Here is a 17,213-nt window from a genome sequence, read left to right as displayed (position 1 = left end):
ACACGGATCAGTGGTACGGCAGCGGACCTCCGACGCCCGCGTCACCGCAGTTCATGGCACTATTGTGAGCAATTACTCAGCTCGTGCGCTACTCGCTTTCCCACCCCTTGGCAGGAGGTCCGATGGCATCCGACCGCCGCGGTCTCGCACCACGTAAACAGCCCCGCCAGGTGCGGGCCGAACTGACCCGGCAGCGCATCCTCGACGCCGCTGCTCGCGTTTTCGCCGAGTACGGGTACGCGGCCGGCACCACCAACCGCATCGCTGAGCGGGCCCAGGTCTCGATCGGCTCGCTCTACCAGTACTACCCCAACAAAGACGCGATCCTGGTCGAGTTGCTGACCCGGCACCTCGACGCCGGCATGGCCGCCACTCCCCCGGACCAGGACGACCAGCTGTCCGCGCCCCTCGAGGGCATCATGCGCTTCCACGTGCGCCGAGCCATCGACAACCACCGCGACGACCCGCAGCTGCTGCGCGTGATGATGGAACAGGGCCCCCGCACCCCCGCCATACTCGAACGCGTCGCCCACAGCGAACTCGAACGCATCGCCTATGCGCGCAGACTGCTCCGCGGCCACCCCGAAGTACGGGTCGCCGACACGGACACCGCCGCTCGGCTCCTCGTCTCGACGATCGAGATGGTCGTTCACAAGATGATGGCCACCTTCGACCAGACCGACACCACACGACTCGAGAACGAACTCGTCGCCATGCTCACCCACTACCTCACCAGCGGCCCCGCCCCCGCACCCGAGCACCCGAACCCGGACCCGAACCCGGACCCGGACCCGGACACATGAGTGTGAGAGCCCGCGGCGGGCCCGGAGACCGGCGCGTGCAGGCGTTCGTCCGGGCGCGTTTCAACGCCCGGGTCGCAGCAGGTCGAACCGGACGTCCCGCCACAAGGCGCGGAGGTCGGTCCTGTCGTCGGCGGCCAGACGGTCGACGGGGAAGGCCCAGTGCTTGACCGGCGTGGTGTCCGCGGTGACCGCCGGCCAGCCTGGGGCGCCGGTGGTCGCGAAGTCGGCCCAGGAGCGGAGCATGCGGGCGGACAGGGCGCGGTCGTGGTCGTCGGGCGCGCCGCCGATGAGGAAGTCGGCGCCGACAGCGTCCACGTTGCCGAAGGCGAAGGGGACATCCGCGGTGTGCCAGGGCCCGGCCTCTTCCCGCCTGCGGGCGAAGCGGGCCAGGTACGCCCGGCCGCCCGCCCTCGCCTGGTGCTCGGCGAGGCGGGTGGTGTACTCGCCGAACTGCGCGTCGCCGAACATCGCCACGTAGCGATCGAGTACCGGCGCGTCCGGCATCAACGTACGGTAGCCGTCGACCAGATGAGCCGGGAGGCCCAGCGCCTCGGCGAAGTCGGCCAGTTCGGACTCGGTGGTGACCTCACGCACGGCTCCCACCATGTGCAGGAACCGGTACTCCTCCAGCGTGTGGCACGCCAGCAGGTCCACCTGCCGCGCCGCCCCGGAGGCGACCGCGTGGAGCGGGTTCGCGGGTAGCACCTCGCCGTCGACGACGGGCTGGAAGAGCACAGGTTCAAAGGCATGGATGGCCGCCGCGGGATCGGCCCCGCTGTTCGCGGCGGCCTTGTCGGAGGCCGTCACCAGCTGAGCAGGTGACGCGGTCAGTAATCCCCCCGCGGCCGGGGCGACCCCGGCCTCCGCCGCGATCCTCTCGGTGACCGCCGCGGCCAGTTCGACGGTGAAGAAGGCCTTGGGCACGCTGTGGGTGATGGCCCGCCGGAACAGCCCTCGGGCCCGCTCCATGGCCATCAAGCAGGCGATCGAGCCCGCTCCGGAGGAGTGTCCGGCGACAGTGACGTTACCGGGGTCGCCGCCGAACGCCGCGATGTTCTCCCGGACCCAGCGCAGCGCCGCGGCCTGGTCCAGCAGCCCGCGGTTGTCGGGAAAGCCGCGGACATGGCCGAAACCCTCGAAGCCCACCCGGTAGTTGCAGCTGACCACGACCAGCCCGGCGCGGGCCAGGGCCGTACCGTCGAAGTCGGGCTGGGCGGAGGAGCCGAAGGTGTAGGCGCCGCCGTGAATCCAGAAGAACACCGGCAGCGCGCCGGCATCCGCACACTTCGGCACCCACACATTGACGGTGAGGATGTCCTCGTCGCCCTCCCGCCACACCGGTGCTCCGGGCAGCTCCGCTGACTGCGGAGCGATCGGGCCGAAGGCTGTGCAGTCCCGGATGCCGGCCCAGGCAGTCGCCGGCTGCGGCTCGCGGAAACGATGGGACCCGAAGGGCTCGGCCGCGTAAGGGATTCCGAGGACGGCAGTGACACCCTCAGCGGTGTCCCTGCCCCGCACACGGCCATGCGACGTCTCAAAAACCACTTCGGCTCCGCCCGAGCGCCCCTCCCCCGCACATCGTCAGTCCTGCTCACCAACAGGTGCCGGCGTCGCCGCGCGGCGTGTGCTCTCCCGACGTCCGTCCGTGCGGGTCTCCTCAAGGCGAAGGAGAACGCTGCCCACCACGCAGCCGAGCGCGCCGACCACCGTCAGGCCGACGCGCCCGGCCTGACGGAGCTGGCTGGTGTGACATGGAGCCATCTGCATCCCTTGATCATCGGGGAAGACAAGGGAGCCGCACGACGGGGCGGCGGTCTGCCCGTAGGTCGAGTGCGCGTCGAGTCCGACGAAGAGCAGAAGGGCCGCGAGGACGACCAGGCCGAGGGCCACACCGGCGCAGCAGCGGGCCCACCCCCGCAGAAGTGCGATCCGCCTGGGTATCCGTGCGTCTTCCATGTCTGACGACACTCTCGACCTCTCCCCCGGCTCACCTGCGATCTGCGCCACCGGTAAGAGAGTACGTCCTCAGCCGCCCGGTCCTGCCCTCGCGTCTCAGAACCTGCGACGGTGAACCGCCGCGCCGCTCGTTGCGTCCTGATGGCTCGGTCCGGCCGCATAGGCCAGGGGAGGCGCGATCGCCTGGGCGTCCGCGCCCTCGCCCACCCACAGGGCGATGAACAGGGCGGCGGTGGCCTCCAGGAGCCCCGCCCGTTCGAGACCACCACCGGCCACCGGTGTGCAGCCCGCGTCCCGTACCAACACCCGAACTCGCTCGACGGCCGTCTCCTCGTCGCCACACACCGGCACGGCCAGTGGTCGTCCGTCGAAGACGGGCGGCCGCATACGCCAGACGTCCTCGTGGCAGAGGTTGAAAGCCTTGACCACCTGAGCTTCCGGCGCCGCCGCGGCCAATCGCTGCGCGGCCGAGCGGCCTCCTTCCGTCAGCAGCCGGAAGCCCGAGCCGACCGGGTTGGAGCAGTCGAGCAGTACCTTGCCTTCCAGGACCGCACGGAGATCCCCCGCCACGTCGGCTCCCACGCCGAAGGGCAGCGCGGCCAGCACCACCTCACCGAACTCGGCTGCCGCCCGCAGACCGGCAGGTTTCACGCCGCCGCCTCCGATGCGCGTCGCGAGCCGCTCCGCCTTGCGCACGTCCCGTCCCCCGATGGTCACCTGGTGTCCGGCCCGCACCCAGTGGGTGGCGAGCGCGTCCGCCATGCCGCCGGTCCCCAGTACGCCGATTCTCATCATGTTCCCTTTCCGTGCCGGGTTCGCTCGTTCGTACCGACGCTAGAGAGAGCTTCGGGCACCATGTGGTACGTGACGACCGACGCCTTCCTCGCCGACTGCCGGGCCCGACTCGCCTTCGACCTGTTTGCCCACACCTGGAACGCCGTGGTGCTCTGGGCACTGCGCGACGGCCCAAGGCGCCCGGTCGAACTACGCGAGCGGATCGGGGGTATCAGCTCCAAGGTCCTCACCGAGACACTGCGACGCCTGCAGTTCAACGGCCTGATCGACCGACACGCACGTCCGGGCACAGGGACCCGTGTCGAGTACGAACTCACCCCTCTGGGCCGGACTTTGCTGGCGCCGATCAATGCCGTCGGCGCATGGGCTTTCACGTACGGCGACGAGGTCATCGCCGCCCAGGAGGCAGCGTGCACGCATGGCCGGCCTTCTCCGACTCGCTGACGGACCAGCTGGGCTGGTCAACTTGTGCGGCCGCTTCCGGGCCCCTCTCGGCACCGCACCCGGCGCCTACCGACGCGCCTTCGCGCCAGACGTGAGGGCCGGGCTGTCGGGTCCATGGCCATCCGCAGTGGCGGGGCGCGATCGTCGGCCATCCCTTCGGCCGGATCACGCTGTCAGCGGAATGCGTGTCACGGTGGGCGCTCGCGGCTTCCGCCGAAGGACAATGCCGAGGACGAGGTGATGAGGAGGTGGCTATGAGGATCGTTTTCGTGCACGGAGCATGCGTGCGGGACGGATCGTGGTGGTGGCACCGCACCGCGGAGCTGCTGCGGGAGCGGGGGATACCGAGCGCGGCCCCGGCGCTGCCGAGCTGCGGCGAGACGGGCGTACCCGCGGGTTCCGCCGGCCCGGAGTTGCCCGAGGACGTCGCGGCGGTGCGGCGGACGCTGCTGGACAGCGACGAGCCGACCGTCGTGGTCGCTCACAGCTACGGCGGCATCGTCACAGCGGAGGCCGCCGCGGGCATCGCGTCGGTACGCCATCTGGTGCTGGTCTCCAGCTACCTGCCGGAGGTCGGGCAGCGACTGTCGGACTTCTCAGACGCCGGCCCCGCCCCGTTCCTTGCCGCCGATCCCGACGCCGGCACCTTCGGGGTTCGCCCGGAACTGCTCGTGGACACCTTCCTGCAGGACTGCGACTCCGAGGTGCAAGCTCAGGCAGCGGACCACCTCGCCCGACAGAGCGTCCAGGTGACCGAGCAGCCGGTCGGGGCGGCCGCATGGCAGCAGGTGCCGTCGACGTACCTCGTCTGCGCCCAGGACCGGGGCACTCCGCCGCGCCTCCAACGCGAGTACGCCGGCCGGGCCGGCGACGTCGTCGAACTCGACGCCGGCCACCACCCGTTCCTGTCCAGGCCCGCAGCGGTCCGCGACCTGCTGCTGAGTCTGTGACGGCAACCACGGGCGAGCCCGGGCCGCTCGGATGAGAGCGTCCGCCGAGGGCCGGCCCGTCTACCGTCGCCTGGGGTTCCGCTCGTGTGGCCAGTTCACTGAACACGCCATTGCCCCCTGAGCCGTCGGGGATCAGGCACTCAGCTTGCGGATCTGCCGCGGTATGCGGACGGTCTTCTTCGCACCCGCGTCAGCGCGCGAGTCCTGTCGGCGATCACGAGGTCTTCAGCCTCTGTGACGGTCGCACCAGTCATGCTCCGATGCAGGTGACAAGCGTGTTCCGCCAGGTTCCGTTCCATCCTGTCGAACAAGTCGGCTTCGCCGAGGCAATGGTCATTCACAGCGAGAGCCCAGTATGAAACTCACCTGCGCAATTCCCGCTCATCACACATATTCCTTCCTATTCTCTTAGCGTTCCGAGTCGTTTCTCACTCTCATGGAGGCGGGACTCTCATGCCGTACGGTTCGATCACAGGCCCGGGTGGGACGCTGGCCGCGACGGGGCTCGCAGCGGGGCAGACCTGGCTCGCTGTACTGAGCGGCCTGCTGGTGCTGGCCGGGGTGCTCCCGGTACGTCTCACCTTCCGACGCGGCCGCGGGCCGGTGGCATGATGACCGGTTCGGTCACGGGTGCGAAGATGCCCGTGCCGGACACTGCCCTGAAGCATTCAGGTAGCGCCCCCGTGCCCCAGGCGGGGCCGGCACCTGCCGCCCCGGGGTGCTCGCCGCGGACAGGACGCTGGCCGGGCGTGCCGGATCTGCCCCGCGCCTGGCACGCCCGCCCCTGGTTCCTGGTCCTGCTCGGAGTCGTCCCACTGACCGGCTTCGCCGCCTGGGGCATCGCACATACCGTCGATGTCCTACGCGGTCTCGGCGGCGCCTCCGACGGGTTCATGTCCGTACCGTGGCTGGTGTCGTTCCTGCTGCTGTGGTGGGTGCCCCTGGCCTGGTGCGAACGGCCCCGCACGGCACCTGCGGCCGCTCGGGCGGATCGCGGTACGGATGCGCGTAACCGCGGTACGTTCGCGCGAGGTCGCGGCACCGACGCGGCAGGCCGTGCTTCCGATGTGGCGGGTGGCCCCGCCTGCGCGCCGGGCCTGGACACCTTGACCGTCACGGTGCAGATCCCGGTCTACAACGAGGACCCCGCCGCGCTGCGTGCCTGTCTGCACTCGGTCCTGGTCCAATCCCGCCCGGTCGACCGGATCCGCGTCGTCGACGACGGCTCCCACGCACCGGACGGCACCCCGATGACCTACGACGACGTGCGCGCCGAACTCACCGAACGGGCTGCCGCTCGCGGGGTCGAGACCACCTGGGACCGCACCCCCAACCGCGGCAAGCGCCACGCCCAGATGCACGTACTCGCCCACGACGACGCCGACATCTTCGTCACCCTGGACAGCGACTCCGTCCTGGATTCCGACGCCGTCGCCGAAGGTCTCAAGCCGTTCGGCCACCCGGCCGTACAGTCGGTCGCCGGGCAGGTCATCGTCCTCAACCACGACGCCAACGTCCTCACTCGGCTCATCAGCCTGCTCTACCTGCCCTTCACCAGGGGACTGCGCAGCGCCCAGTCGGTGCTGGGACGGGTGACCATCAACTCCGGCACACTCGCCTTCTACCGGGCCGAGGTGGTGCGCGGCGCGGCTGGGGTGTACGAGCACGAGCAGTTCCGCGGCCGTCCCATGCAGATGAACGACGACTCCATGCTGACCTTCTACGCGCTGTGCGCCGGGGACACCGTCCACCAGCCCTCGTCGCTGGTTTTCACGCTCGCGCCGCAGCGCTGGAGCCATTACCTGCGTCAGCAGATGCGGTGGATGCGCGGCACCACCGTGCGGCATCTGTGGTGGCTGCGCTACATGCCCCTCACCGGAATCGTGTTCTGGACGACCGTCGCCGAATACCTGCACATCGTGCTCGGTCTCGCCATTTCCATCGCCCTGGTGGCGAACCCCGACTACCGGGACCACCTGCAGACAGTCGCGGCACTGGGGGCGTGCGTCGGCGTGGCGATGAGCTACCTGATGGCGCTGCGCTTGTTCACGGTCGGGCGCAGCGACATGAGAGCGCGTCAGGCATTGCTGCTGTTCGCTGCGGCACCGCTCGCGGCGCTCTGGCGGGCCGTCTTCCTGCGTCCGCTGTACTTGTACGCGATGGTCACCTGCCACCGCGTCAACCGCTGGGGCACGCGCGGCAACGTCGAGGTCGATCTCGCCACGCGATGACGGGATGACGGAGCTGGACCTCGCTCAGGCGAGAGAGGTGGCTACGAGGACGCGGAAGTCGGAGACGGTGATCTCCTGCTGGAGTTCGACGCTGGGTGCGGGCTTCGCCATGGACGGCAGGTTCATCGCCGCGGCGTCGGTGACAGGGAAGTCCTGCCGGGCGACGCCGAGCGTGACGTGCGGCCAGAAGCTGTCCTCCCCGATGCCCAGGTGTTCGGTGATCTGTGTGTAGAGCGTCGTCAGCTCGGGCGTGCGCTCGATGCCGAGCCGGACCTGTTCCTGCTTCTGTACGACCTGGTCGTCGTACCGGTACGCGGGGTCCTTCCCGAGTTGCCAGCTGCCGTGCCGCACCTCTCCGGTGAGCCGGAGCACGGGGGCGGTCCACCGGCCGCTGCTCAGCGTCGCGGCCGCGTCCGCCAGTGTGCCCGCGTCGGCGTCGTGGAGAAAGCCGAGTGTGATGTGCATGTGATCGGGCTGCTGCGGCTCCACTCGCTCCGCGTGTTCGCCTTGCACGGCGACGAGAGCGTCGACCAGTTCATGGGGAAGCCGGAGGCTGACGAACGCGTTTACTGTCTGGCTGGCCATCATGTGCCCCTCCGCACGGACTCACACGGCCCGCGTCGTGATGACTGATCTCTGGCCGCCTCGCTACCCCTTGACGTGAGGTGCGACGCCTCTCGGAACGCCGACTCACCCCATCGGGGCAGCGCATCACCGGCGCACGCGCTGACAGGACGACCTCATGAGGCCGGCGGTGCGAGCACCGCCAAGCGCCTCGGCCCCACGTAACGCAGCGGCGATCACAAGCCCCGAACGAGGCGGGTACGGCATCATGGCCGATGTGGTGGTGCAGCAGGTACTGCAAAGTTCAGCGTGTGGTCGGACCCTGCCCACGAGGGGAGTGCACTCATGCGCCGTGCCGACGAGGACCCGGAGCTGCTCCGATTGGTCCGCCGCTACGTCACGCCGGGGCAGCGTTATCTCAAACTCGGCGGCAGCGTCCTGGGCATGACCGGACGCCGGCGTACCAGGTTCGCCCGCAAGCTGGGCCAAGCCGCCGGTAGGATCACGCTGCGAGAGCTGTCCGTCCTGCTGGAGGGCGGATGGCGTGAACGCCAGACCGCCGCCTGGTTCATCGCCATCACCCGTAAAACGGAGTTCCGTGGACGCCTCGGTGAACTCCTGCTCGACAGCGAGGTCTGCTTCGCGGGTCAGGCCTACTGCGTCGCCCTCGCCGCCTTCTCAACACCCGCCGACGCCGACCTGCTCACCGCCTACCTCGACCGGTACCTGCGCTGCCCGGAGCTCGACTACGACCAGGGCGCCGCGCTCGGGGCCCTCCTGCTCCTCGACGTACGGCTCGGCTGCGATCAGGCAACCCGGTTCCTTGCTCCCGGCGGCCTCTGGCAGCAGTGGCTCGACGGTCCGCCCAGCAAGAGCCGCGACGCACCGGACAGCTATCGCGAGACGATCGGCGAGCTGTGCGTTTTCGCCGCCGCATGCGCCGGGCACGGCTCTGGCCCGGAGCGATGACTCATCACGCGGCAGAGACCGTCAGCCGCAACTCCACGATCGCCCCGGACAAAGCTGGTCAGTTGATCCTCGCGCATGGCAAGGCGGGGGCGTGACGGGTGGCACCGAGCTGTGGAGCGCCGGAGAAGCAGCCCGGTGCTGGTTCCACCGCGCGATGGCACCCGGCTCACGACTCGCCGGACTCGGCGGTGTGAGCAGCGATCTCGCGCAGCAGCGTCATCACGGCCCGGGCGCGTGGGCTTTGCGTCACGCCGTCCACCGACGCGATCTTGACTTCGAGTGCCGGGCTGCCGTCCCGCAGCTCCAGTTCCGCGACCTCGCCGCCGCCGTAGGTCTGGCTCGTCGCCGGCCGCTGGTTCAGTACGGAGAAGCCGAGCCCGCGGGCCACCAGGGAGCGCACGGTCTCGTAGCTCTGGGTACGGTAGCGGACATCGGGGGCGGTGCCGGTGGCGGCCACCAGCGAGCGGAAGTAGTCGCGGCTGTGGGGCAGGTCCAGCAGAACCAGTGGCTCGGTGGACAGTTCCGCCAGCTCCACGCTGCCCTGTCCGGCCAGCGGATGATCGGTCGAGACGATCACATAGGCGGGGGCGCGGGCGATCGTCTCGCTGCGCAGGGCCGGCTCGGCTGTCAGACCGAGGCCGTAGGTGAGCGCGAAGTCGATGCGCCCCGCCTCCAGTGCGTGGACGAGCTGGTCCGTCTCTCCTTCCACCACGTCGATCTCTATGCCCGGATAGCGTCTGGTGCACTCGCTGAACAGCGGCGGCAGGTAGGAGGGGGCCAGGGTCACGAAGCAGCCGAGGGCCACGGGCCCTGAGAGGGTCTCGCCGTCTCCCTGGGCCTCACGTTCGACCTCACGTGCCCGGCCCAGCAGGTCCCGCGCCTGTTGCCTGAGCCTCTCTCCGGTGGGCGTGAGGGTCAGTCCCCGGCCCCGTCGCCGGATGAACAGTTGCACCTGCAGGTCCCGCTCCAGGTTGTCGATGGCGGCTGACACGGCGGACTGCGCGATGTGCAGCTTGGCCGACGCCTCCGTCATCGAACCGTGTTCAGCGGCGACGAGGAAGTACCGGAGCTGAACGAGGGTGAAACCCACTGGTGACGTCATACGTGATCCCTGTGCCTGGCGGTCGGCTGCGCCCCCAACCTAGGCGGCCTTGCCCTGCGGTGTCCCGGAAGGCGTCTTGGAGGGCGTCTCGGAGGGCGTCTCGGAGACGTCCTCGGGACGCAGCAGGGTGGAACCGGCGGTCTCCCGCAGGGACAGGGCGGCGACGAGACCTCCGGCGGCGAACACCATCAGGTACGGGCCCGGCACCAGAGTGCTGCCGGTCGCGGAGATGAGCATGGTCATCAGGTACGGCACTGTTCCGGCGAACAGGGCCGCGGTGAGGTTGTAGGAGATGGACAGCCCGCTTTGGCGCGTGCGGGTGGGGAAGACCTCCGCGGACCACACCGCGTAGGTGCCGAGGATCGCCGCCAGGATCGCGCCGAGCAGCAGGCCGGCGATCCAGGTTCCCGCGAGTCCGGTCCGCATGAGGGCAAAGGCCGGAGTGGACAGGACGAGCAGCGCCGTCGTCGCCCCGACGAACACGGGCTTGCGGCCCACCCGGTCGGACAGCAGACCGAAGAGGGGGACGAGCGCGAGGCCCAGGAGCGATATCGCGGTGGACAGCAGCGCGGCGCTGTCGGCCGAGTGCCCCAGGTTGTCTGTCTGGTAGGTGACGAGGTACGTCAGCACCGCGTAGAAGGGCACGTGCATGGCGGTCATCAGGCCCGCCGCCTGGAGAAGCTCTCGTTTGTGGGAGCGCAGCAGCTCCCGCACGGGGCTGCGCGGGGCGGTGTCGTTCGCCTCCAGCGCCCGGTACTCCGGGGTGTCTTCGATCTTGGTGCGGATGATGAAGCCGATGATGCCCAGCGGTGCGGCGATGAGGAAGGGGATGCGCCAGCCCCAGGAGGTCAGCCCGCTGTCGTCGAGACCCGTCGACAGCAGCAGGAAGACGAACGAGCCCGCGAGGAAGCCCAGGAGTGAGCCGACCTCCAGCCAGCTGACGCCGAATCCGCGGCGGCGCCGGGGCGCGCTTTCGGCGAGGAAGCTGGCCGCGCTGCCGAACTCGCCGCCGGCGGCGAAGCCCTGCACCAACCGCAGGAGTACCAGGATCACCGGGGCGGCGATACCGATCGACGCGTAGCCGGGCAGCAGGCCTATTCCCAGGGTCGCGCCGGACATCGTGAAGATGACCAGTGACAGGGTGCGTTTACGGCCGATGCGGTCACCGAGCGAGCCGAACACCAGGGCACCGATCGGTCGGATGCCGAACGAGACGGCGAACACGCCGAACACGGCCAGCAGCCCGCTCGTGCTGTCGTCGGACGGGAAGAAGACGGTGGCGACCGTGCCGGCGAGGTAGGCGTAGGCAGCCCAGTCGAACCAGTGCACGAACACGCCCACGGCCCCTGCGGCGACGCTCCTGCGCAACGAAATCACATCGGTGGCCACCTCGACGTCGTGCGTCGTGGCTCCACTGTTACGGGTGCGCATACGCGCCTCCTAGTGAGGATGGGTGGAGAGGCCGGAGCGTGGTGCGGGGCCCCGGCGCTTGTCCCTCAGGAAGTGGGCCGGCCGGGCTGGGCGGCCGGGCTGGTGGGTTCGCGGAGTTCGGTGCCGGTCAGCAGCTCGCGTTCGGGCGTGCGTTGGTGCTGCGGGTGCCGAGGCGGTGGGCACCGCCTCGGCACCCGCAGTGCCTCACCGGCGCACGCGTCCGACGGCGTCCGCCGCCGTGCGTGCCCGGGCCACCCGGCGGCTGCCCCGGTCATGTCGCTGCTTTTCGGCTCGACGCGCTCCGGTCCACTGCGGTCCAGGCCAGTGCGGTCGCCCCGTCGAGCAGTGCCCGCTGTGCCGTACCGCCCACGCAGTGCGCGGCGAACTCGCGCTGGTGGTTGGTGGCGGGCAGGGAGCCGACGCCGATGTAGGGGTGGATGGCGGGCACCACCTGCGACACGTTGCCCATGTCGGTGGAGGCGCGGTTCATCCGTGCGGCCTGTCCGGGCGGCGCGAACTCGCGGCCCAGCGCGAGGGCGTTGGTCCGGTAGTGCTCCAGTGCGGTCTCGTCCGCACGGAACTCGGCGTACGGTTTGCTCTCCGGTTCGATCTCCAGGTCGCAGCCGGTCGCCAGGGCACCGGCCTCGAAGGCCCGCATGACCCGCGGCTCCAGCTCGGCCAGCTCGGCCAGCGTCTCCGCGCGCACGTACCAGCGCCCGGCCGACCGCTCCGGGACGGCGTTCGGGGCGTCTCCCGCGTGGGTCACCACCCCGTGCACCCTGGCCGAGGCCGGCAGCTGCTGGCGCAGCAGACCGATGGCGACCTGGGCCACGGTGAAGGCGTCTGCCGCGTTGATCCCGGCTTCCGGGTAGGCCGCGGCGTGCGCCGACTTCCCGGTGTAGGAGACCTTGGAGTGGCTGACCGCGAAGGGCCGCGCCTCGGCGACGTCGACCGGGGCCGGGTGGACCATCATGGCGAGATCGACTCCGGCGAACGCTCCTCGGTCGAGCATCTCGATCTTGCCGCCGCCGCCCTCCTCGGCCGGGGTGCCGTACACCTCGACGGTCAGTCCGGCCTCTTCGGCGACGGTGGCCAGGCCGAGCGCGGCGCCGACCGCACTCGCCGCGATGAGGTTGTGCCCGCACGCGTGGCCGAGGCCGGGCAGCGCGTCGTACTCGGCGCACAGGGCTATCCGCACGGGCCCCTCCCCCATCCTGGCGAGGAACGCCGTCTCCAGACCGAGGTAGGACGAGGTGACGTCGAAGCCGGCGCGGTCCAGCAGTTCCGGGACCGCGACGGCGGCCCTGTGTTCCTCCCACGCCGTCTCCGGGTCGGCGTGCAGCCGCTCGGAGAGCCCGATCAGTTCCTCGGCGTGGCGCGCCACCGTCTGCTGGACCGCCTCCTTGGGGCCGCCCCTCACAGGTCGCCCGGAACGCCGTAGGAGGGTGACGCGGCCGGGTCGAGTCCACGGCGCACGTAGTCGTCGCGCTGCGGCAGCCAGACGGCGAGCAGGTCACCGAGCCGGTCCACCGGTTCCTCCGCCCAGTCCACCCGCAGGTCGGTCACCCGCCAGCCGACGTCCGCGACGACCGCCAGGCCCGCGGAGTACACGGGCCCCTCTTCCCCGCCGGCCGCGAGGCCCGCCTTCAGGGCAGCGAGCAAGCGTTCTTCCAGCTCGCCTCCGGCCGCGAGGTAGGCGTCGAGGATCTCGCCGGGCACGTGTTCGCCGGCCAGCATGTTGCCGGCTGCCACCGCGCCGTCCACGGTGGCGGAGGCGTGTGTGCCCAGTGTGCGGGAGCCGCTGTAGGCGAAGCCCGGTCCTGAGCGGCCGAGTACCGTCAACTGCCGGTACGCGAGGGTTCGCGCGTGCTGTGCCGCGCCCGTGACGTCGGCAAGGGCGCGCTGCGCGTCACCGTGCTCGGCCAGTCGTTCCAGCAGGCTGGTGCCGAGCATGGGGTCGGTGACGTTCTGCGAGGCCGCCGCGCCGACTCCGGGCCGCAGGTGTGCGGCCCGGGCCGCGACCGCGGGGCTCGACGAGCTCACCGCGATACCGAACCGGTCGCCGTCCCGGGCCACCAGGGAGAACGTCATGCCTGCTCCTTTCCGGGGATCACGGCGATGGCGTCGATCTCGCACAGCCATTCCGGGCGGGCGAGGGCGGAGACCACCAGGCCGGTGGAGATGGGGTGCACGCCTTGGGTCCAGCGGCCCACGGTGCGGTACACCGCCTCGCGGTAGCGCGGATCGATCAGGTAGATCGTCAGTTTGACCAGGTGCTCCATGCGGCTGCCCGCTTCTTCGAGCAGCGTCTGGATGTTGGCCATGGCCTGCTCGGCCTGTGCCTCGGCGTCACCGATGCCCACGGACTCACTGGTGTCGAGGTCCTGGCCGATCTGGCCCCGGACGTACACGGTGTTCCCGGCGACGACGGCCTGGCAGAGGTCGTTGGCGAGGTTCTGCTCGGGATAGGTGTCGCGGGTGTTGAACGGCCGGATCCTGGTGTGCCCGCCCGCGGTGATCGGGGCGTTGGGCTGCCGGCTCTCCTGCGTGGAGGTCATGCCTGCTCCTCAGTTGTGCTGGGTTGCCAGTGCGGCGCCGGGCCGCTCGTCGGAGGCGTAGGCCAGATAGCTCCGCCGGGTCGCGATGTGGTCGGCGACGTGCCGGGCGTCGTGCCACACCCCCCAGATGAAGCTCGACCCGCGGCGGGACAGCCAGGGCAGACCCAGGAAGTAGACCCCCGGTTCGCGGGAGATTCCGCGGCGGTGCTCGGGCCGTCCGTTCTCGTCGAACGCGTCGACGTCGAGCCAGCTGTAGTCGGCGGCGAAGCCCGTCGCCCAGACGATCGAGGTGACCCCTGCGTCGGCGAGATCGAGTTCGGAGCGGGGGTCGGTCACGCACTCCGGGTCAGGTCCGAGGGCGTGGGCCTCCGGCTCCTCGGGAAGGCCGAGCCCGTCACGTTCGACGTACGCGTCGGCCGCCCGGAGGAACGCGAGGTACTTCTCGTCACCGAGTGCGATGTTGGTGCCGAGGTCCGGTGCGAAGCGCAGCACACCGTGGTCGTAGGACGCGGTCATGCCGACGAGTTCGATACCGCTGCCGGCCAGGGCACGGAAGTCGACGGTGTGGCCGCCACGTGCGCCGCTGACCGCGATGGTGACGTGTTCGGCGCCTCGGGGAGGGGTCTCCGCGTCCCAGATGCCGAGGACGCCGAGCCACCAGCAGAAGTCCCGTCCCCGGTACTGGCGGGGAGGGCGGTCGTGCGGGCCGACGGAGAGGAAGACCCGGCGTCCCGCCCTGCGCAGCTCGTCGGCGATCTGGACGCCGGACGAACCGGCCCCCACGACGAGGACCGCGCCGTCGGGCAGCTGCTCCGGGTTGCGGTACGCACTGGAGTGGATCTGGGTGTGTACGGCGCCGTCCGGGACGATGGGCGGGATCACGGGCTGCTGGAACGGCCCGGTCGCCGTCACGACGAAGCGCGCGTCGATGGATCCCTCCGACGTCCGCACCCGGAATCCGGGCCGCCCTGTGTGCCTGCGCACCGACGTCACCTCGACACCGCACCGGACCGGTGCGCCGATCTTCTCGGCGTACGCGGCGAAGTAGTCCGCGATCTGGTCTTTCGAGGCGAAGCCGTCGGGGTGGACATCGGGGAACTCCAGCCCCGGGAAGCGGTCGTGCCACGCGGGTCCGTTGGCGACCAGCGAGTCCCACCGCTCCGAGCGCCATCGCTCGGCTATGCGGTCGCGTTCCAGAACCAGGTGCGGCACGCCGTGGGCTCCGAGGTGTTCGCTCATCGCCACACCTGCCTGGCCGGCCCCGACGACGACCACTTCAGTTTCTTCACTCGGCACTCTCAGCCTCCACTCGCGCGGCAGTTCACCCCGGCCGCGTCCACCGGGCTACCGCACCAGCCATCCTTGAGACGTCACCAACTGCTGTCCAACAGATGTTTCCGTGGTAAGCGATCTGTTTTTCCGATGTGAAGCGAGCAGCCGGCCTCGGGCGCCCGGTGCCGGCGGGCCTGTGGCGCCGTGTGGCCGTGTGGCCGTGTGGCCGTGTGGCCGTGGAACTCTCCCGCGGGGCCGGGTCCGTGGACCCGGCCGGCGACCGGGGGACGTCAGCCCTGGGCGGTGGGCCGGACGACGATGTCGTTGACGTCGACGTCGGCGGGCTGTTCGATCGCGAAGGCAATGGCCCTGGCAATCGCTTCCGGTGCAATCGCGATGTCGTCCCGCACCCTCGCGATCTCCGCCCTGACCTGGCTGTTGGTCGACGCCTCGGCGAAGTCGGTCGCCGTCGCACCTGGTGAGACGGTGGTCACCCGCAGAGAGTCGCCGGCTTCCTGACGCAGTCCCTCACAGAGGGCCCGGACCGCGAACTTGGTGCCCGCGTAGACGGCCATGGTCGGAACGATGCGGAAGGCAGCCGTGGAGGCGGTGGTGACGAAGTGGCCGGTGCCCTGCGCCCGGAAGACCGGGAGCGCGGCGCCGATCCCGTGCAGCACTCCTTTCACGTTGACGTCGACCATGTGGGTCCACTCGTCGACGCGCAGATCGTCGAGAGGGGAGATGGTGCCGACTCCGGCATTGCAGACAAGTACGTCGAGTCGGCCGAAGCTCTCAGTGGCCAGCGCGACCAGGGCCCGCAGGTCGTCCCGCCGGGTCACGTCGGTGCGGATCTGCACGGCCGTGCCGCCCGCCTCCTCGATCCGGGCCACCAGTCCCGCCAGACGTGCGGACCGGCGTGCGCCCAGGACGAGTCGCGCGCCACGTGCGGCGAGCAGCAGCGCGGTCGCCTCGCCGATACCACTGCTGGCTCCCGTGATCGCCACCACTTTGCCCTCGATTTCGGACATGAGTTGCCCTCTCCCACTCTCGGCGTCGGGCCGCGGTACGGGGTAGCGGGGCCTGGAGGGCCCCGGGAACCGTTGCACGCGGGAAGGCCGGGCGCCGGTGTGACTGTGTGCGGCCGCCGGCAGTGCCGCGGCCCGTGCTCGGACACCAGTCTCCGAGCGGCTTAGCCTGGTATCCAGACCGTGTTTATTCTGGAATTGAAGGTGCTATCCGTCATGCACGCGGAGTCGGACCAACGCCGTCAGCTGAGTGCGTTCCTGCGCTCTCGGAGAGAACGGCTGACCCCCGCCGAGGTGGGCCTGCCCCAGACGGGTCGCCGTCGGACTCCGGGACTGCGCCGAGAGGAACTGGCACTGCTGGCCGGGATCAGTGCCACCTGGTACACGTACCTGGAGCAGGGGCGGAAGATCCGCGCCTCCGAACAGGTGCTCAACGCCCTCGCCGCGGCGCTGCGGCTCGACCGGCACGAGCGCGGCCATCTCCTCCAGCTTGCCGGTCACGCGTCTGCCCTCGCAGCCGAGGAGCGCGAGCCGCTGACGGCCGAGGCGAGTGCCGTCCCCCAGTTGCTCCAGCCGAACCCGGCCTACATCATCGGCGGCAACTATGACGTCCTCAGCCACAACCAGGCAGCCGAGGAGTTGTTCCCGAGGCTCATCGCGGAGGCGGACCGGCCCGCCAACTTCGTCCGCTGGGTCTTTCTCGAACCGGCGGCCCGGGACGTGCTGGTCGACTGGGAGCCCGAAGCCCGCGGCCTGCTCGGCCGACTCCGGACGCTGGCGGCACGCCATCACGGCGACCCGCGGTACACCCGGCTGATCGAGGAGCTGCACGAGGGCAGCCCTCAGGTGCGGGACTGGTGGCCGCAGTACGAGGTGCAGGACCGGCACAGCGGTCGCAAACGGCTACGCCGCCCCCGACGGGGAGTGGTCGCTTATGCGTACACCGCCTTCCACCTGGCCGAACAGCCGGAGCAGACACTGGTCGTCTATGTCGACAGCGGCGAACCGTCCGACAGGGGCGCAGCGGGCGTGTGAGGCGCGGTCCTCGCCAACGCCGGTGGCCTGGAGGTTTCCTCGGGCACGGACCGCGCCGTCGCCCGGGACGCGACGGGG

Annotated in this window: 18 protein-coding genes and 2 pseudogenes; 8 read left to right on the top strand and 12 right to left on the bottom strand. The window is 70.3% G+C overall.

Annotated elements, in window-relative coordinates; all coding sequences use genetic code 11:
• Positions 1-122: 122 nt before the first annotated feature.
• Positions 123-803, top strand: a complete 681-nt coding sequence (locus DTL70_RS30555; protein ID WP_114025238.1) for a TetR/AcrR family transcriptional regulator — start codon at positions 123-125, stop codon at positions 801-803.
• A 60-nt stretch (positions 804-863) separates the two neighbouring features.
• On the opposite strand, the gene DTL70_RS30550 is transcribed toward DTL70_RS30555, so the two are convergent.
• The 3 genes from DTL70_RS30550 to DTL70_RS30540 all read right to left on the bottom strand — a co-directional run bounded on the left by DTL70_RS30550 (position 864) and on the right by DTL70_RS30540 (position 3,551).
• On the bottom strand, positions 864-2,348 hold the full coding sequence (locus tag DTL70_RS30550) for a carboxylesterase/lipase family protein (protein ID WP_114025237.1): 1,485 nt from the start codon (positions 2,346-2,348) through the stop codon (positions 864-866).
• Between the two features lie 36 nt (positions 2,349-2,384).
• Positions 2,385-2,759, bottom strand: coding sequence for a hypothetical protein (locus DTL70_RS30545; RefSeq protein ID WP_114025236.1), 375 nt, complete (start codon positions 2,757-2,759; stop codon positions 2,385-2,387).
• A gap of 96 nt (positions 2,760-2,855) precedes the next feature.
• Entirely contained in the window at positions 2,856-3,551 is a 696-nt protein-coding gene (locus DTL70_RS30540) for an NADPH-dependent F420 reductase (protein ID WP_114025290.1), read from the bottom strand.
• A gap of 72 nt (positions 3,552-3,623) precedes the next feature.
• Here DTL70_RS30540 and DTL70_RS30535 point away from each other — a divergent pair, with 72 nt between their 5' ends.
• The 3 genes and pseudogenes from DTL70_RS30535 to DTL70_RS34620 all read left to right on the top strand — a co-directional run.
• Entirely contained in the window at positions 3,624-3,998 is a 375-nt protein-coding gene (locus DTL70_RS30535) for a winged helix-turn-helix transcriptional regulator (protein WP_114025291.1), read from the top strand.
• Positions 3,999-4,252: 254 nt separating this feature from the next.
• Complete coding sequence (locus DTL70_RS30530) at positions 4,253-4,948, top strand: alpha/beta fold hydrolase (RefSeq protein ID WP_114025235.1); 696 nt, start codon at positions 4,253-4,255, stop codon at positions 4,946-4,948.
• Positions 4,949-4,967: 19 nt separating this feature from the next.
• Positions 4,968-5,069: pseudogene (locus tag DTL70_RS34620) on the top strand (GNAT family N-acetyltransferase); the annotation flags it as partial.
• An 85-nt stretch (positions 5,070-5,154) separates the two neighbouring features.
• Here DTL70_RS34620 and DTL70_RS34615 read toward each other — a convergent pair.
• Positions 5,155-5,259, bottom strand: a pseudogene (locus DTL70_RS34615) (GNAT family N-acetyltransferase); the annotation flags it as partial.
• Positions 5,260-5,401: 142 nt separating this feature from the next.
• Between DTL70_RS34615 and DTL70_RS33785 the strand changes: the two are divergent.
• Entirely contained in the window at positions 5,402-5,560 is a 159-nt protein-coding gene (locus tag DTL70_RS33785; RefSeq protein ID WP_181861140.1) for a hypothetical protein, read from the top strand.
• Between the two features lie 137 nt (positions 5,561-5,697).
• Positions 5,698-7,179, top strand: a complete 1,482-nt coding sequence (locus DTL70_RS30515) for a glycosyltransferase (protein WP_245980096.1) — start codon at positions 5,698-5,700, stop codon at positions 7,177-7,179.
• Positions 7,180-7,203: 24 nt separating this feature from the next.
• Here DTL70_RS30515 and DTL70_RS30510 read toward each other — a convergent pair whose 3' ends face one another.
• On the bottom strand, positions 7,204-7,767 hold the full coding sequence (locus DTL70_RS30510; protein ID WP_114025234.1) for a 2'-5' RNA ligase family protein: 564 nt from the start codon (positions 7,765-7,767) through the stop codon (positions 7,204-7,206).
• 321 nt (positions 7,768-8,088) lie between these two features.
• Here DTL70_RS30510 and DTL70_RS30505 point away from each other — a divergent pair, with 321 nt between their 5' ends.
• Entirely contained in the window at positions 8,089-8,712 is a 624-nt protein-coding gene (locus DTL70_RS30505; RefSeq protein ID WP_114025233.1) for a DUF6000 family protein, read from the top strand.
• A 166-nt stretch (positions 8,713-8,878) separates the two neighbouring features.
• Here the strand turns inward: DTL70_RS30505 and DTL70_RS30500 are convergent, their stop codons facing one another.
• The 7 genes from DTL70_RS30500 to DTL70_RS30470 all read right to left on the bottom strand — a co-directional run bounded on the left by DTL70_RS30500 (position 8,879) and on the right by DTL70_RS30470 (position 16,103).
• Positions 8,879-9,814 carry a LysR family transcriptional regulator gene (locus DTL70_RS30500; protein WP_114025232.1) on the bottom strand — a complete coding sequence of 312 codons (936 nt, stop codon included), beginning with the start codon at positions 9,812-9,814 and terminating at the stop codon, positions 8,879-8,881.
• Positions 9,815-9,853: 39 nt separating this feature from the next.
• Positions 9,854-11,245, bottom strand: a complete 1,392-nt coding sequence (locus DTL70_RS30495) for an MFS transporter (protein WP_114025231.1) — start codon at positions 11,243-11,245, stop codon at positions 9,854-9,856.
• A gap of 271 nt (positions 11,246-11,516) precedes the next feature.
• Complete coding sequence (locus DTL70_RS30490; protein ID WP_114025230.1) at positions 11,517-12,665, bottom strand: M20 family metallopeptidase; 1,149 nt, start codon at positions 12,663-12,665, stop codon at positions 11,517-11,519.
• A complete protein-coding gene (locus DTL70_RS30485) occupies positions 12,662-13,336 on the bottom strand; it encodes a DUF1028 domain-containing protein (protein ID WP_114025229.1) in 675 nt (224 codons plus the stop codon). Before DTL70_RS30485 ends, DTL70_RS30490 begins: the two co-directional genes overlap by 4 nt.
• On the bottom strand, positions 13,333-13,803 hold the full coding sequence (locus tag DTL70_RS30480; protein WP_114025228.1) for a RidA family protein: 471 nt from the start codon (positions 13,801-13,803) through the stop codon (positions 13,333-13,335). The genes DTL70_RS30485 and DTL70_RS30480 overlap by 4 nt, the downstream gene beginning before the upstream one ends.
• Positions 13,804-13,812: 9 nt before the next feature.
• Entirely contained in the window at positions 13,813-15,078 is a 1,266-nt protein-coding gene (locus DTL70_RS30475; protein WP_281278738.1) for a flavin-containing monooxygenase, read from the bottom strand.
• Positions 15,079-15,365: 287 nt separating this feature from the next.
• The gene (locus tag DTL70_RS30470; RefSeq protein ID WP_114025226.1) at positions 15,366-16,103 is read right to left on the bottom strand and encodes an SDR family oxidoreductase; all 738 of its coding nucleotides are present in this window, start codon (positions 16,101-16,103) and stop codon (positions 15,366-15,368) included.
• Positions 16,104-16,316: 213 nt separating this feature from the next.
• Between DTL70_RS30470 and DTL70_RS30465 the strand changes: the two genes are divergently transcribed.
• A complete protein-coding gene (locus DTL70_RS30465; RefSeq protein WP_114025225.1) occupies positions 16,317-17,135 on the top strand; it encodes a helix-turn-helix transcriptional regulator in 819 nt (272 codons plus the stop codon).
• Positions 17,136-17,213: the final 78 nt, after the last annotated feature.

Source organism: Streptomyces diacarni, assembly GCF_003323715.1.
Classification (GTDB): domain Bacteria; phylum Actinomycetota; class Actinomycetes; order Streptomycetales; family Streptomycetaceae; genus Streptomyces; species Streptomyces diacarni.
Note: the sequence above shows the minus strand (reverse complement) of the source record. Positions and strands in the feature narration are given on the sequence as shown.